The following is a 15086-nucleotide window of genomic DNA, read 5'->3' as shown; positions in this document are numbered from 1 at the left end:
ATGGGGGCAACAAAATTAATTTTTGGCACCAGATATGACCCGTTGCTGCGGGTCATTTTCTGTTTTCGCAGTTTCCACTGGTCCGTCTTCTACAAATTCCTGCCACTCCACGATGACTGGGCAATTCTCAACACTGGCAATGACTTTTTCATTCTCATCCAGCACCCAGAACTCCGAAATGTTGTCATAGCCCACTTGTTTGATCTCAATTACTTCCCGGTTGTTGACTTCTGTACCGACTTCAAAGATCCGGGTAGGATTACTAACGACTGTCAGCTTTTGAATCACTTGCATGGTTTGTCCTCCCTTCGTATGTATTTTTCAAGGTGGGCCGGGGGTTGACACCACCTTGGATGCGTTAGTCGCATCTCTCGACGCCGAACAGGTTAGAAAACTGTCCGACGCCGAGAGACAAAGCTAAAGCTCTGTCTCATATGTTCAATTCGCGTTCGATCCGGCTCAGGGCTACCGCCATTTCTGATGCAGGTAAAGTTTTTAAGAGATAGGCTGCATTGGTCCAGTTCCGGTAAGCTTCTTCTCGTTGACTGTTGAGCTCATTCAATCGCTGAGTGTTTTCCGGATCCTCCTGAATGAATTGAGAGATAGATTCTGTGCTTGCTCTAAGTGCTTGTGTGGTAGCGATATATACGTCTGCAGGTGATTGGGCGACTAGGTTGTTCATAGCTCAAACCCCTTGCGCTTTTGACGTTCACCATTTAAAATAGACATCAAGAGACTCATTAGTCGTGATCTCAGTCGAGACTGCCCTGCCAGGCGGTCTTTTTTTATTTCCAATTCTTTTTCCGCGAATCTGATCATGTTGTTTAGATACACAACTCCGTTATAAAGCTTGTCGGGCTGCATCTTATCCGGATTTCGAGAAATCACATCGAGATTGTGAGATGCTGACTTCGCAGCTAAGCGTGCTTGTTCAACTAGATCCTCTCTTTTCAAATCAATCATCCTCCTATAAATGGCATTATGCTTTGCATGATCGATAGCCCGTCCATTCCGCAAAGGAATGCGACCACCACTTCTTTAGCACCGGTAACTTCCACCCATCTGAGCATGGTCGGCATGTCCGGGATTTTGTGGTCATTCTCATATTTCGAAATGCAAGCCTGGGTCCGGTGAAGTCTTGCGGCCATTTCCTCTTGTGTCAATCCAGCCCGTTCCCGGCAAGCCTGCATAATTGCACCAAATTTCATTGTTCTTTCACCTCCCCCGAATATTCCATTTTGGAATAGGAAAGTGTGGTTCAACCTTGTAGTATGTAATTAGAGCTTTTCCCCACCCCAATCCCCTCACCCGCTGGAGCTGGATCCGCTCCGGCGGGTTTCTTCAATCCTTTTCAAGCTTTCCGTCGCTTCTTTTAAAACTCTCTTTCTTTCAAGCTTCGATAGCTTTTCCGGATTTATAGCGTACTTCGGAAGCGACATGTCCAACGCGATCCCGACATCAATGCTTTTCAACAGGCTTCTCGTTACTGTTGCTGATACACAAGCAGTTCTGGAGGTTTGACGCATCCACCGAAAGCGCATCTTATGCCACCCTTCCCTTCCCTTTCACCTTCGATTTTTCACCAACATTGTCCCGGATCCACTCGGTATGTTCGTCAATCCAAATCATTAACAAATGGGTAGGAACTCGCGGATGGCCGAATTCACGTATTACCGGAAAATCCTCACGATTTAAGAGTTCAGAAGCTTTGGTCGCTCCAATATCCAGTAGATCTTGAAATTGTGACTTTGTAAGCAATGGAGGAAGGTTGTTCTTTAAAGAGTGACGTTCCAAAGCCTGATCTACAGCAGTATTAATTGCTTCCTGTAACTGACCGAAATCCAACTCCACTTTAAAAAGACCTGCACCCATTAGATCACCTCCTTCTCCTCAGATGTTATGGATGAATCATCAACGAAAATTGAGCATTCATCAACTCTGTTTTCAAAAAAAATTTCTTTTGTTAAGTGATTCATACTGATCCCAAATTTTTCTGCTAGAATTGGCAAATGCTCAGCTTTCAGTTTATTTTCTCCAGATTCAACTCGTGAGTAACCACCAGCTGTAAGTAGTCCCAATGCGTCTGCCATTTCTTGTAGAGAAATTTTTTTTGAAGTTCTGAGGTTCTTTAGTTTCCCGTAATTAATCATCTTTCCTTTTCACCACCTTATTTGATGAATAATCAAGTTGTTAACTCAATGGTAATTGATGAATAATCAAATGTCAACGAATAAATTGCTGTTTAATCAACTAAATTTAAAAAAATTGTCATTCATGGTATTCTGTATTTGATGAATCAGCAAATTTGGAGGAATACTATATGTCTTTAGGACTTAGAATCAAAGAGTTAAGGAAAGACAAAAAATTAACTCAACGTGAATTGGCTCAGAAACTTGAGATTGATAATACTACCGTCTCAAAATGGGAAGCCGACGTATATGAACCAGATACTAACACTCTCAATAAACTTGCTGATTTTTTCGAAGTTACAACAGACTACCTTTTGGGAAGAACTGAAAATCCTAAGGGTTATGAGACAAACATGTCCTTCTACGGAGGCCCAGAAAACTATACCGAAGACGAAATCGAGGAAATGGAGGCTGCTTTGGAACGATATCGAGCAATGAAACGACGAGCAGCTGAACAAGCGGAAAAAGACTCAAAAAAATAGTAGAAGAACAGGCCAGCGATGGCTTTTCTTTTTAAGCATAAACAGAACATACATTCTTATTGAGGAGATGTTTTCCTATGATCAGAATTGGAGTTAGTAAATCAAATAGCATGTTCCACGAGCCAGTGATCGTAAAGTCAATCGTCGAGGATCCAGGTCCACAACATATTATTAGTCTTCTTACCCTCTCACGGGACAAAACTGAACCGACGAAAGGTATAAAAAGCAAATAGCCTAAACGTCCCTCTTAGCCGGAAACGGTTTTTATTTTGCCAACCATAACGAACATACATTCTAATCAGAGGTGCAGTTATGTTATTTCCCCACTATCAAGAGACGTCACTTGAACAATCAATATCTAAACACTACAAATTACATAAGTTCTGGAATACAGAAGCCCTGTTGGATATTGATCGTATTGCAGAATCATTTGATGTTGACCTGAAGTACGATACATGCAAGTCAGTTTCTGATAACAAAGAAAAAATTATAATTCTTGATAAACGATTGACTAGTTTACAACAACGAAAAATATTTTTTCACGAATTGTGTCATGTGCTACGGCATGTAGGCGATCAGCGTAAAATGCCTCTACTTTTCAGGGAAGGCCAAGAAGCAGAAGCTGAGAACTTTGTGTTGTATGCGTCTATGCCTTTCTTTATGATATCTCCGCTAAAATTACCTGATCGCCAAAATGATGGAGTGCAATTTTTATCATCTACTTTCAAAGTACCCTTAAAGTTGGCAAAACGGAGACTTGAACAGATCCAACGCAGAGAACTCCAAGGAAAGCTATTTATCGACTCATCTAGGCAGCAGTTAACAAAGAACCATGCTATTGAAGAAACACAGGTAAGTTTTGGGGAGACGACGTTCTATGCGTATTATGATTCAACCGAGGATTATATAGAACCATCCCAAATCATTATTCAAGTCGATAAAGAGACGTTGATGTCACAGGAAGAACTCCTCTTCGATCTAGGAGGACATTTTGAACGAATTGAGGAAAATGAGTTGCAAGTTTTCACTGATTCTAAACCGGTCAAATTTCATGACTTAGACTATACCAAAGATGGGAGAATCAGTTTAAGGCTGAGCCATCTCGCAAGCAGATATTATAATTCAGCATACAAGTTTGTCATTCAAAAAAAAGAAATCGAGGAACTTCTGAGATTCCATGGCGATGAGTTTTAAGGAGGACGATGAAAGTGGCGAGTTATACAAAGATTCCTGCCAACAACAAGCAAGGTTATAAATGGATTTGTACATTAGAGGGCCCTCCAGACCCAGTTACAGGAAAACGAAAGCAAATCCCTCGCCGTGGAGACACGAAAAAGGAAGCCTATGCACGTGCACAAAAAGTTTTAGATGATTTGAAAAATCATGGAATAGATGAAAAGAAAGTCCGGAAAATGACATTCGAGGATGTTGCCGAAGATTGGTTAAAGACTTATTCAAAACGTAAAGTTAAGCGAAGAACTGTTAGACAAAGAGGTGTCCAAATCAAAGTCCTCAATAGGTATCTAGCGAAGAAAAACATCTCTCAAATTACACATAGAGAATACCAACATATCTTTAATCACCTTGACGATGAAGGATATGAAAAAAACACCATGGACGGTATTCATAATACAGGTAACATGATTTTTAAATACGCTGTTCTTAATAAATTGAGAATGGATAATCCGGCGATCGACACTATCGTTCCCGAAAAGACGCTTAGCGTAGAGGAAATTGAGAATGCCGTTATCGAAGAGAAGTATCTCTCACGAAAAGAATTGTCCGAATTCCTTAAGGCTGCTATTGATCATGGCAAGCCCCAAGACAAGGAGATCTTTTATCTATTAGCCTTTAGCGGAATGAGGTCCGGGGAACTATGTTCATTGAATGAGAACACTGATTTAGATTTCGATAGAAACAGTATCAGGATCACCAAAACAATGGACAGTGATAATATGCGGAAATATCTGCTTACACCTCCTAAAACAACGGGATCCATACGAACAGTCTCAGTGGACCCCATGGTAATGGAGATGCTGCATAAGCACATTAATCGAATGAAGGTACTGATGAAGGAGCACAAATTGTTGTTTCCGGATTATCACGATAAGGGTTTCCTCTTTCGTAATAATGACGGATACCCATTAAATGCCCAAGCAATTCGTGATCGGATGTATGCTATTTTGAAATTTACAGATATACAAAAAAAAGCGACTCCTCATATATTTAGACATACCCACGTTAGCATGTTAGCTGAAGCAGGTGTCGATCTAAAAACAATTATGGACCGTGTCGGTCACGACAATGAAAAAACCACCCTACAGATTTATACACATGTGACAGAGAAAATGAGACAAGATGCAGATCAAAAGATTCAAAAACACTTCGCAGACATCCTCAGAATTGATCATGAACCCGAATGATCTGCAGAGAATGTGATTTTTATGTGATTTTTTAAGGGATAGCGATTGGCATAAAAGCCCGCTATCCCTTTATTTAATCAGCTTTATTGATCAACTAATGTAACAATAACTTAAATATAGAACATATAGTTGTCTGCAGCAGACTGTTCATGATAGTTGATCAGATAGTCCAGCGTCGTGGAATCGAGGACTTCAGCAATGCTGTCGCGGATACGAAGCCATAGATCCCGCTTCGCCGGATCGTCCTCTTCCGTGAAGTCCACAGGGGATATCGGTCCTTCAAGCACACGGATTACATCTCCTGCCGTTATGGATGCCGGATCACGGGAAAGGATATATCCTCCATATGCGCCACGGATGCTTTTGACCAGTCCAGCATTTCGCAGCGGTGCGATCAGCTGCTCAAGATAATGTTCCGACAGCTGGTTCTTCTCGGCAATGCTCTTCAGCGAAGTTGGCCCTTCACCAAACCTGGCGGCCAGCTCCATCATAATTGTTAATCCGTATCTTCCTTTTGTTGATATCTTCAAGGGTGACACCTCTTTCGGTAATTTGTATATTATGTCCATCCTGTACATGAATTGTAGGTGGCGGGTTTAGCGACAAATACGACGTAATCTAAGCGTGAAGCAGCTTATCCTGTATTTTTCTCCGTATTCCGATCATTACCCTCAGCTTATGGTAACATATCCTGGACCTCAATGGGTAATATTCCAGCCGGAAACCCGAAAAATGTTCACGCTGAGTGGACAAAATGAAACGTGTGAACCTTGTTCCAATATGTTAAAATACCTCCATGGGCACAATTCAATATGAAAATGGTGATAACGATGTCAAAAGAAAAACATAACACTCGTATCGTTGTCGGCATGTCGGGAGGAGTCGACTCCTCCGTAACAGCACTCCTGCTCAAGCAGCAGGGTTATGAAGTGATCGGCATCTTTATGAAAAACTGGGATGACACCGATGAGCTTGGCTACTGCACAGCTGAAGCGGACGCTGAAGACGTGCGCCGCGTGTGCGAGCAGCTCGACATTCCCTACTATACCGTCAATTTCGAGAAGGAGTACTTTGATAAAGTATTTTCCTATTTCCTCGATGAATATAAAGCTGGGAGAACGCCGAACCCCGATGTCATGTGCAACCGTGAAATCAAATTCGGTGAATTTCTGAATAAGGCCATGGATCTGGGAGCCGACTATGTGGCTACCGGCCATTACGCCCGCGTCATCGAGGAGGACGGACAGTACCGGCTGCTGCGCGGCGTCGACAGCAATAAGGATCAAACCTACTTCCTTAATGCGCTGAGCCAAGAGCAGCTCTCCAAAGCAATGTTCCCGATCGGGCATCTGCCGAAACCGGAAGTTCGCCGACTCGCTGAGGAAGCCGGACTGTATACCGCCAAGAAAAAAGACAGCACCGGCGTTTGCTTCATCGGCGAACGAAATTTCAAAGAATTTCTTGGACAGTACCTCCCCGCCCAATCCGGTGATATGGTGGACATTGTCACGGGTGAAGTGAAAGGCCGCCATGATGGCTTGATGTACTACACGCTGGGACAACGCCAAGGTCTCGGCATTGGCGGCTCAGGCTCCGGAGAGCCTTGGTTTGTTGCCGACAAGGATTTAACTAACAATATTCTGTACGTTGTCCAAGGCGATCATCCGAGTTTGTATTCAACTGGACTCGTTGCCTCCGGAATCAATTGGATTGCAGGACAAGACGCTATGCCCAAAGACGCCTTTACCTGCACCGCGAAATTCCGCTACCGTCAGCCGGACCAGGAGGTAACGATAACTCCACGCGAAGACGGAACCGTTCATGTCGCTTTTGCCAAGCCGCAAAAAGCAATCACGCCGGGCCAAGCCGTTGTCTTCTACCAAGGGGACGAATGCCTTGGCGGCGGAACTATCGAAACGGCGGATAAAGTTCCATATTAATCCGCTGCCGTAATGCGAAGAGCACACACTGAACACGGAAGTTTCCGTAAAGTGTGTGCTCTTTTTTTTACGTGCTAGCGAAGAATATATTCAACCGTTACTCCCCGTTCTAGGCTGGCGGCTACGTCAACTAAGCGCTGATTCGAGCTGCCTCGAAAGGGAAGCGAGACATCCCTTAGCTCCAACTGAAATTTGCCATCCACGATAACATCACACTGTTTCGCCAATTCGCGCAGCTTTGGCTGCCTCATCAGCGCTTCAAAGGTGAAGCCCGTGTAGGCCCATACACTTTTCCCAGGACAGAGGGTCCTGAGCTTGCGTACAAACGCCGCAGACTCCTCCGGCGAGAAGAACGGATCCCCACCGCATAAGGTCACGCCATCCAGCAAAGGGTTGTCGATAATATCCTGCAGTATGGACGCAGACAATTCTTCTGTAAACAGCTCCCCAGCTTCAAAGTCCCAGGAATCCGTATTAAAACATCCGGCGCAAGCATGACGGCAGCCGCTCACGAATAGAACTGCCCGAACTCCTGGGCCTTCATTAATGCTCTCGGGGATATACCCGCACACATTCACAGATGTTTCACCCGATCCCTGACCTCAGCCTGCTTGGCCGAATTGAAGCGCTCCGTATAATTGCCCGTTAGGTATCCCGTCACCCTCCGCAGCCGCTGGAAGTTTCCATCCGCCTCCGAGGCTCCGCATCCAGGGCAAGAGCTTCCGATGATCCCTTCGTAATTGCATGCCGGGCAACGATCGACGGGATGGTTTACGGAGAAATATCCGATATTCTGCTGCAGGGCAAACTGTACGATGTCCCGAAAAGCAGCCGTATTCTGCCGGGCATTGCCGTCCAGCTCCACATACGAAATCGCTCCTGCATTACACAGCTCATGGAAAGGAGCCTCGGAACGGATTTTGCGGTACGCGGCCATCGGATAATACACCGGAATATGAAACGAATTCGTATAATACTCGCGATCTGTGACACCCTCGATCACACCAAAGGTTTGCCGGTCCATCTTCGTGAATTTCCCCGATAACCCTTCTGCCGGCGTGGCAAACAACGTAATGTTCAGGTTATATCTTTCACTGGCTGCATCGCAAAACTGACGCATATGCCGGATGATCTCGATTCCCAGACTGCGGCTGGTCTCATCTTCTCCGTGGTGCAGCCCGGTTAACGCCTTCAGGCATTCAGCCAGCCCGATAAATCCAAGCGCAAGGGTTCCGTGCTTGATGAGCTCGCGAACCTTATCCTCCGGTGCCAGTGCCTCGCCGCCTTCCCACACGCCTTCCCGCATCATAAAATCAGACGCTTTGGCCGGTTGGTCGGCCTGCAGCTCGTAACGATGAATCAAACCCTCTACCGCAATCGTCAAATACTGATCCAACTGCTCGTAGAAGAGGTTCAGATCCGGCATATCCCGTTTGCCTTCGATAATGCCATGCTCAATGCCGAGACGAACCAGATTGATCGTATTAAAAGATAAATTACCTTTGCCGCTTAGACGGTTTCGCCCGAACCGGTCTGAAATCGTCCGGGTCCTGCAGCCCATGGTGGCAATAATCGTGTCTGGCTCGTCCGGGTTATAGTAGACCAGATTAAACGATGCATCCACGTTGACAAAATTCGGGTAGAGCCTGCGGCTGGAGCACTCAACAGCTTTCAGCAACAGATCGTAGTTGGGCTCCCCTTCCGCCTGATTAATGCCCTGCTTGCACTGGAAAATATGCTGCGGAAATATCGGCGTCTCTCCCCCGCCGAGCCCTCTCATCGTGGCATCCAGTAGAGCGTGGGACACCAGCCTTCCTTCGGTTGACGTGCACATGCCATAGTTCAGCGATGTAAAAGGGATCTGTCCGCCGGCCCGGCTGCTCATCGTGTTTAGATTGTGAATCAGGGATTCCGCGGCCTGCTTTACTTCATTCACCGTTTCGTTATATGCATAGTGATATATTCGTGGATAAATTTCTTTCAACTGCTCATTGTCTATGTATAATTCGTTATCCGGAAGAACTCGAACATTGGGTCTATGATCCCCCTGCTCACACTCTCCGAAGTAGGCTAGCCCTTTGCGAAAATGCCGACGAAACGATTTTCCGACATACGGGGCCAGATCCCAATCGATTTTATTTCCGGACACGCCGCCGAATTGACTGTTCTGCTGGGATTGAAAGATGATGGCCACCAGCGCCATCGCGGTCATGATACTCTGCGGCGGCCTAACCGATCCGTTACCGGTATTGAATCCCTTGGCCAATAGTCGGTCAAACGGAATGAAAATGCAGTTCGTTGTTCCGAGTGCATACTGGTCCAGGTCATGCACATACACATAACCATCCCTCACCGCTCTCATGAGATCTCCTGGGAGGATGAATTTGCTTGCCATCCATTTGGCGTACTCGGAGCCGATCCGACTCATTTTTCCACTGAAGGATTCCCCGTTCAGATTCGCATTCTCCCGCAGCAGATCCAGATTCGTTACCCCAATAACATCCGTGCTGATCTTGTAAAGCTCTCCCCGCCGCATCCGCTCCAGGTCACGGGTTTCCCTGTAATGTTGATAAGCTGCCGCTGCCTCTGCATAACCTGTATTTTGCAAATGCTCGACAACGATATCCTGAATTTCCTCCACACTCACCTGCTCCATCTCCGCGGTGGCACGAACAACCGCATCGCCAATCTGCAGGGAAGCCTCCATGCGGGACACACCCTCAACGGCTATAAACGCTTTATCCACTGCATTCACAATCCGGTTTATCTCAAAATTCACCAGGCACCCGTCTCTCTTCATGACTTTCATGAAATCGATCAACTCCTTCTCCTTAGATCATCAACACACTATATATAGTCTCGTTTTATAAATTTACATCCATATATAGTTTGATGCTGTGAGATAGATCACGGCGGTCAGTCTGAGAAACGGATCAGGCGATTCCTGAAAACAGCCTTGAGGGCCTTATGCCCAACAGAAAAAAGGCACTCGAGTGATCCATCGATCACATCGGGTACCTTCTTGCTTATCTACAGTAGAATTAACTTTCGGCGGGCGGCATTGGAGTTGGTGTCGGCTTCGCATAGCCTGTGCTGTATTTCTCGTCGATTGCGGTCCGAATATCCGTCAGGCTCTTGCCCTCGCTGCTCATTTTGGCAGATTCCACGGCAATGTCCAAACACACCCCGCAGCGGGTGCCATGATCGTCCCACACCACGGTGCCGTCCTCCTGAATCTCATCAATAAAACAGTTCAGGTTGCTCTCATGACCGGCACTGTCTCCACAGCCGCAATAACAAGGAATATATTTCATGACATCACTCACCTGCGCAGACAAGGCATAGATCGTTTGCATCTCGCTGGTCTGGCTCATCAAAAAGGCAGGCAGCTCATCAATCGAAGCCGTTGCCTCCTGAATATCCCCGTTGGCCAGCTGCGTCTGATGTCCGTGCTCATGCGCTGCCTCCGCGGCCTGTCCACTTTCGACCTGCTCCTGGGCGTTTTTCCCCGAACAGCCGCTCAGCATAAGACCAGCGGACAGCAGCAGGATGACAAACCGCTGTTTCCCTGTTTTCATCATTCGTTTCCTCCATTTAGCTAAACTAGCGGCCATTGATTCTGTTAGTGCTGTAAGACCCTATTCTTCGCGTCGTAATCGCTGATTGTGTGCGATCTTGGCTTCATTCCCCTGCTCCGTCGCCTGATAGAACACCCGGCGGGAGAGCTCCTTCGGCAGATATTCCTGCTTCACGTAATGGCCTGGATAATCGTGCGGGTACTTGTAGCCGACATGTCCCAACTTCACCGCCCCCGAGTAATGCGCATCACGGAGATGAAGCGGAACCTCAGCCGATTTCACTTCATCCATGGCGGACATCGCCCGGGATATGGCGGTCACAACGCCATCCGATTTGGGGCTCTCCACCGCAAACAGAATCGCCTGGGCAATGTTCAACTTGGCTTCCGGCCAGCCGTTATTCCGGTAGGCATCCAGTGCGCTCACCGCCTGCACCATCGCTTGCGGATTAGCCAGCCCGATATCCTCGCTGCTGGCAGCAATCAATCGGCGGATGAACACCATCGGGTCCATCCCTAGCTTTTCGACCGCATACAGGAACCAGAACAAGGCCGCATCACTGGAACCTCGAATGCTTTTATGGAAGGCAGACAGCACGTCATACTGCGTGGACTCGTCCGCCTTGACGAGCGGCTTGCGTATCGATTCTTCGGCCACTTCGAGCGTAATATGAACCCTGCCGCTTTCATCCGGGGGCGTGGTCATGGCCGCTAATTCGAGGGCGTTCAGAGCACGGCGGATGTCGCCGTTCGCCATCGTTGCAATATGCTCCAATGCTTCCTCGTCTGCCTGGAGATCCATGAATCCAAGTCCTTTATCTGGATCGGATAACGCGCGCTGCATGGCGATCATGGAATGGTTCTTAGTCAGCGGCTCAAGCTGGAACAAGGTTGAACGACTCATCAAGGCCCCATTTACGTAATGAAATGGATTCTCTGTTGTCGCGCCAATAAATATAATCGTACCGTTCTCCACGGCAGGCAGCAGCGCATCCTGTCTTGAACTGTTAAAGCGGTGAACCTCATCTAGGAACAGGATCGTTTTGGTGCCGTACAGACTGCGGTTGCTCTGGGCTTGCTCAATGACTTCCCTGACGTCCTTAACCGAGGCTTCCACCGCATTCAGCCGAACGAAGTACCCCTTCGTTTGCTGGGAGATAATATGCGCCAGCGTTGTTTTGCCGCAACCCGGCGGGCCGTACAATAAAATGGAAGAGACCTGGTCTGCTTCTATGGCACGTCTGAGCAGTTTGCCCGGTCCGATAATCTGTTCCTGTCCTATATATTCATCCAGCGACGAAGGGCGCATCCGATCGGCCAGCAGCCTGGAATCCCGGTCCCCTTCACGCCCGATACTGAATAAATCCATAACTACACTTCCTTGTCTGATATCAATGCAAAGATAAGCCGGTTTCAATCAAATCCGTCACACTCTATCATACCATATTCAATTTTGTCATGCCTGTAGCAAGCCTATGGACATCCACGCTAGTGGTTCGGATACCCATCGATATTCGCTGCTCGTTTAACATGATAACCAACTTTTATCTTTCCGGAGCGTTACTTAATTATAGGAAATTATAGAGAAGCCTTATCTAAGGAGAGTGGCTATGACGACTCGCAAGAAGTCCAAACGCAATTTATCTAGAGGGGCTATGAATATGGGAATCAGTTTACTTGGACTCTATACCTATGTTAATCAAAACAATCTATTAAAGGAGATCTATGGGCCAGAATACCTCGACGATGAGAGGCTGGCGATAAATCTATTGTATACCATCCTTATCTTGCAGTTCCTGATCGGCCTGTATGCCTTCATCCGTTCCTCCATTATTCTTTATGAGTATAAACAGGGCATCCGCAGTGAGGAAGATGAAATCTCGTTAGACCATGAGAACTCGAAGGGAGGTTTTTGAATTGAAACGAAAACCTATGCGAAAAATGACCCTCTACATCATCTTGGCAGCTGCACTCTTCTTTCTCGCCGTTTGGACTTTGATCCGGTATATCGATAACCTTGGTTCTTCCTACCAAATGTTTGGTTAAGCGCGGGCACAGCAAAAAGCCCCGCAGAGACAAGCACATGCAGACATGTACCACCCCACGGGACATTTTATGTTCTTTCCTCTTCGCGCTTAGTAACACAATCCTATCTTACTCTGCGGGCCAGCCGATGGCTGTAATATCCGAAGCGTCCGCCGTCACATAAGAAGGACGCGCTTCACCATGCAGCAGCCACAGCTCATGCAGTGCCCGGGTGCAGCCGACGTACATCAGCTTGGCATCCCAAGCTTTTTCCGCGTAATGACTCCGATCCGCATCCGCTACCAAAACCGCATCGAACTCAAGTCCTTTAGACAAATAAACAGGAAGCACGGAGTACCCCCCCTGATACGTTCCTTTGCTGCCATCGATCAGATTCAGCATCGGCCATGCAGCAATTAATTGCTCATGCAGCTCTTTCGCTTCCCTCAAGGTTCGGGTGAGAATGGCTACCGTCCGATATTCCTTAGCGATGAGTGCCTCCATCGCCCGTTCCAAATCTCTTGTTCTGGATTTCTCCGACTCATAAGGAATGAGGCGAACGGCATCGCCGCTTCGAAATACGGGTACGGCGAGCAGATCACTGCTGACACCCTTCTCCAAAATGCCGTTGGCAAATTCGATGATCTCCATCGTCGAGCGGTAACTGCGTGTCAACGCAAAATAAGCTGTTTCCTCTTCCTTAAATAAGGAGCTCATTTCCTCCCACGCATGAACGCCGCGATAGGCATGAATGCCCTGCGACAAATCACCTAATATGGTGAAGGAATGTCCTCTTACGAACAGGTCCAGCACAGCTACCTGAAATGGCGAGAAATCCTGAGCCTCATCAATGACGATGTGGTCAAAACGCTGCTCACCGGTAATATCATTCAACAAACAGTGGAAATACAGCAGGGCAGGCAAATCCTCTTCGCGGACCACGTTTTTCTTCAGATCTTTACGCGTTGCCGCGAGCACCTCGGACGGAATCAGAGCGGTTAGCTCTGCAAACATCGTTCCGGTCGCCTTTGCCGCACCAAACAATTGTTTATATAATGAGACCGGCTCAAATTTCGGCCATCGGTTCGCATAAGCCTTTTCTCGTTGAGCCGCTTTTTTCTTCCGTTCTTTCATCACGGCCGCTGATGGCGATTTCTTCAGTTCCATCTCGACCCAGCGGTGCAATCTGGCAAGCAGCCGTTCCTTCCGTTTGGCCAGTGGATATGGTTTATATTCCTGGTAGAACCATTCCGCGATCGTCTCCTGTTTCAGTACGGCCCCATCCCATGGTGAGAAGTCCCCGTCCGGTAGAGCCTCGGTTTCGATAGCCTCCACGCAGCGCCGGATGATCTCCATCAGTCTCAATGAGCCTTTATAGCGCCCGCTGACATTATCGTCAATATCCGGGGTTCCCTGCCCCGGGTCGGTCTCGAACCATAGATGAAGCGTCTGTGCATGATCATCCGAAGCGAGCTCGATATCGAGCAGCTCCGCTGCCCAATCGCCAAACGTGCGCTGCTGTATATCGCCAACTCCGAGCTCGGGCAGTACGTCGGATATGTAATCCAGAAACATCAGGTTGGGTGCAAATATGATCATTTTCTCCGCGGTTACCTGCTCCTTGTATTGATAGAGCAAATAAGCCAGCCGATGCAGGGCCACCGTCGTTTTTCCGCTTCCCGCCACCCCTTGGATAATGAGAGCGGTATTTTTGGCAGCCCGGATGATTTTGTCCTGCTCGGCTTGGATCGTAGATACGATATCCCGAAGCCGGTTGTCCTTGTTCTCCCCGAGACGGTAGACCAAAAACTCATCGGATACGGCAGGTCCGCCGCTCTCCCGATTGTACGTATCCGATACCCGTTCCAAAATTTGCTTGCGGATCACAACGTTGCGTTTTAAATACACCAGCCCCTCGATGATTCCTTCGGGTGCTTCGAACGATGCCGGGTCGGTACCGCCCGTAAACGAATAAAATAGGCTCGCGACCGGGGCTCGCCAATCAATCACCATCGGGTGATCCCCGGCATCTTCCTTATCGAAGCCAATCTTCCCGATGTAGAGCGGTTTCTTCGCTCCCGTTCCGCTCTCCTGAAAATCCAGCCTCCCGAAGTAAGGCTCCGGCAAACTTTTGGCGAGGGCCTGCCGTTTCTCTTCCCGCCCCGCTTCGAGCACCTGCTCCGTAAAATCATGGCCTGTGTATACGGGAATCCCGCGCAAACGTTCAAGCTGACGGTCAATTTCAACGATAACCTCGTTTAGCCTTGACTCTTCTTCTTGATAGGCACTTTGAAAAGATTCTGACACTTTCAGTTACCTCCTAAGAAACATATTTTTTCGCATCGAAAGTCTGGCTTTAAGGGCCGTGACACAAAAAGGAGTTCCATTGTAGCACAGCTGGTACGAATATACTAGCAAAGCTCTGTCACAGGAATTTCATGGTGCTGGTT

18 protein-coding genes are annotated in these 15086 nt (G+C 47.5%); 6 read left to right on the top strand and 12 right to left on the bottom strand.

What is annotated here, in order from left to right; genetic code table 11:
- Nucleotides 1-15: 15 nt before the first annotated feature.
- The 6 genes from MKY48_RS08480 to MKY48_RS08455 all read right to left on the bottom strand — a co-directional run bounded on the left by MKY48_RS08480 (nucleotide 16) and on the right by MKY48_RS08455 (nucleotide 2150).
- On the bottom strand, nucleotides 16-294 hold the full coding sequence (locus MKY48_RS08480) for a hypothetical protein (RefSeq protein WP_339271670.1): 279 nt from the start codon (nucleotides 292-294) through the stop codon (nucleotides 16-18).
- A gap of 136 nt (nucleotides 295-430) precedes the next feature.
- Complete coding sequence (locus tag MKY48_RS08475; RefSeq protein ID WP_339292694.1) at nucleotides 431-682, bottom strand: hypothetical protein; 252 nt, start codon at nucleotides 680-682, stop codon at nucleotides 431-433.
- Nucleotides 679-954: a hypothetical protein gene (locus tag MKY48_RS08470; RefSeq protein ID WP_339292693.1), complete on the bottom strand. Its 276-nt coding sequence runs from the start codon at nucleotides 952-954 to the stop codon at nucleotides 679-681. The genes MKY48_RS08475 and MKY48_RS08470 overlap by 4 nt, the downstream gene beginning before the upstream one ends.
- Nucleotides 955-959: 5 nt before the next feature.
- Complete coding sequence (locus tag MKY48_RS08465; protein ID WP_100538144.1) at nucleotides 960-1208, bottom strand: helix-turn-helix transcriptional regulator; 249 nt, start codon at nucleotides 1206-1208, stop codon at nucleotides 960-962.
- A 334-nt stretch (nucleotides 1209-1542) separates the two neighbouring features.
- Nucleotides 1543-1872, bottom strand: a complete 330-nt coding sequence (locus MKY48_RS08460; protein ID WP_339271663.1) for a DNA-binding protein — start codon at nucleotides 1870-1872, stop codon at nucleotides 1543-1545.
- Complete coding sequence (locus MKY48_RS08455) at nucleotides 1872-2150, bottom strand: helix-turn-helix transcriptional regulator (RefSeq protein ID WP_339292692.1); 279 nt, start codon at nucleotides 2148-2150, stop codon at nucleotides 1872-1874. Before MKY48_RS08455 ends, MKY48_RS08460 begins: the two co-directional genes overlap by 1 nt.
- 170 nt (nucleotides 2151-2320) lie before the next feature.
- On the opposite strand from MKY48_RS08455, the gene MKY48_RS08450 reads away from it, so the two are divergent.
- From MKY48_RS08450 to MKY48_RS08440, 3 genes are all read left to right on the top strand, one after another.
- Nucleotides 2321-2671: a helix-turn-helix transcriptional regulator gene (locus tag MKY48_RS08450; RefSeq protein ID WP_339271659.1), complete on the top strand. Its 351-nt coding sequence runs from the start codon at nucleotides 2321-2323 to the stop codon at nucleotides 2669-2671.
- A 312-nt stretch (nucleotides 2672-2983) separates the two neighbouring features.
- On the top strand, nucleotides 2984-3865 hold the full coding sequence (locus MKY48_RS08445; protein ID WP_339271658.1) for an ImmA/IrrE family metallo-endopeptidase: 882 nt from the start codon (nucleotides 2984-2986) through the stop codon (nucleotides 3863-3865).
- A gap of 14 nt (nucleotides 3866-3879) precedes the next feature.
- Nucleotides 3880-5094 carry a tyrosine-type recombinase/integrase gene (locus tag MKY48_RS08440; protein ID WP_339292691.1) on the top strand — a complete coding sequence of 405 codons (1215 nt, stop codon included), beginning with the start codon at nucleotides 3880-3882 and terminating at the stop codon, nucleotides 5092-5094.
- A 110-nt stretch (nucleotides 5095-5204) separates the two neighbouring features.
- Here MKY48_RS08440 and MKY48_RS08435 read toward each other — a convergent pair whose 3' ends face one another.
- Nucleotides 5205-5624: an Rrf2 family transcriptional regulator gene (locus tag MKY48_RS08435; protein ID WP_009592789.1), complete on the bottom strand. Its 420-nt coding sequence runs from the start codon at nucleotides 5622-5624 to the stop codon at nucleotides 5205-5207.
- Between the two features lie 300 nt (nucleotides 5625-5924).
- On the opposite strand from MKY48_RS08435, the gene mnmA reads away from it, so the two are divergent.
- The gene (mnmA, locus tag MKY48_RS08430) at nucleotides 5925-7034 is read left to right on the top strand and encodes a tRNA 2-thiouridine(34) synthase MnmA (RefSeq protein ID WP_144023395.1); all 1110 of its coding nucleotides are present in this window, start codon (nucleotides 5925-5927) and stop codon (nucleotides 7032-7034) included.
- A 74-nt stretch (nucleotides 7035-7108) separates the two neighbouring features.
- Here the strand turns inward: mnmA and nrdG are convergent, their stop codons facing one another.
- The 4 genes from nrdG to MKY48_RS08410 all read right to left on the bottom strand — a co-directional run bounded on the left by nrdG (nucleotide 7109) and on the right by MKY48_RS08410 (nucleotide 11980).
- Nucleotides 7109-7612 carry an anaerobic ribonucleoside-triphosphate reductase activating protein gene (gene nrdG / locus MKY48_RS08425; RefSeq protein WP_339271652.1) on the bottom strand — a complete coding sequence of 168 codons (504 nt, stop codon included), beginning with the start codon at nucleotides 7610-7612 and terminating at the stop codon, nucleotides 7109-7111.
- Nucleotides 7609-9843, bottom strand: coding sequence for an anaerobic ribonucleoside triphosphate reductase (locus tag MKY48_RS08420; protein WP_339292690.1), 2235 nt, complete (start codon nucleotides 9841-9843; stop codon nucleotides 7609-7611). Before MKY48_RS08420 ends, nrdG begins: the two co-directional genes overlap by 4 nt.
- Before the next feature lie 232 nt (nucleotides 9844-10075).
- A complete protein-coding gene (locus MKY48_RS08415; RefSeq protein ID WP_339271648.1) occupies nucleotides 10076-10615 on the bottom strand; it encodes a PCYCGC motif-containing (lipo)protein in 540 nt (179 codons plus the stop codon).
- Nucleotides 10616-10672: 57 nt separating this feature from the next.
- Nucleotides 10673-11980 carry a replication-associated recombination protein A gene (locus MKY48_RS08410; RefSeq protein WP_076320452.1) on the bottom strand — a complete coding sequence of 436 codons (1308 nt, stop codon included), beginning with the start codon at nucleotides 11978-11980 and terminating at the stop codon, nucleotides 10673-10675.
- Between the two features lie 241 nt (nucleotides 11981-12221).
- On the opposite strand from MKY48_RS08410, the gene MKY48_RS08405 reads away from it, so the two are divergent.
- Nucleotides 12222-12527: a hypothetical protein gene (locus MKY48_RS08405; protein WP_339271646.1), complete on the top strand. Its 306-nt coding sequence runs from the start codon at nucleotides 12222-12224 to the stop codon at nucleotides 12525-12527.
- A 1-nt stretch (nucleotide 12528) separates the two neighbouring features.
- Entirely contained in the window at nucleotides 12529-12657 is a 129-nt protein-coding gene (locus MKY48_RS08400) for a hypothetical protein (RefSeq protein WP_339271644.1), read from the top strand.
- Between the two features lie 108 nt (nucleotides 12658-12765).
- Here the strand turns inward: MKY48_RS08400 and MKY48_RS08395 are convergent, their stop codons facing one another.
- Nucleotides 12766-14943, bottom strand: a complete 2178-nt coding sequence (locus tag MKY48_RS08395) for a UvrD-helicase domain-containing protein (RefSeq protein ID WP_339271642.1) — start codon at nucleotides 14941-14943, stop codon at nucleotides 12766-12768.
- Between the last annotated feature and the right edge of the window lie 143 nt (nucleotides 14944-15086).

It is taken from the genome of Paenibacillus sp. FSL W8-0187 (assembly GCF_037969755.1).
Lineage (GTDB): Bacteria > Bacillota > Bacilli > Paenibacillales > Paenibacillaceae > Paenibacillus_AQ.
The sequence above is the reverse complement of the archived record's forward strand: the minus strand, read 5'-3'. Positions and strand labels throughout refer to the sequence as shown.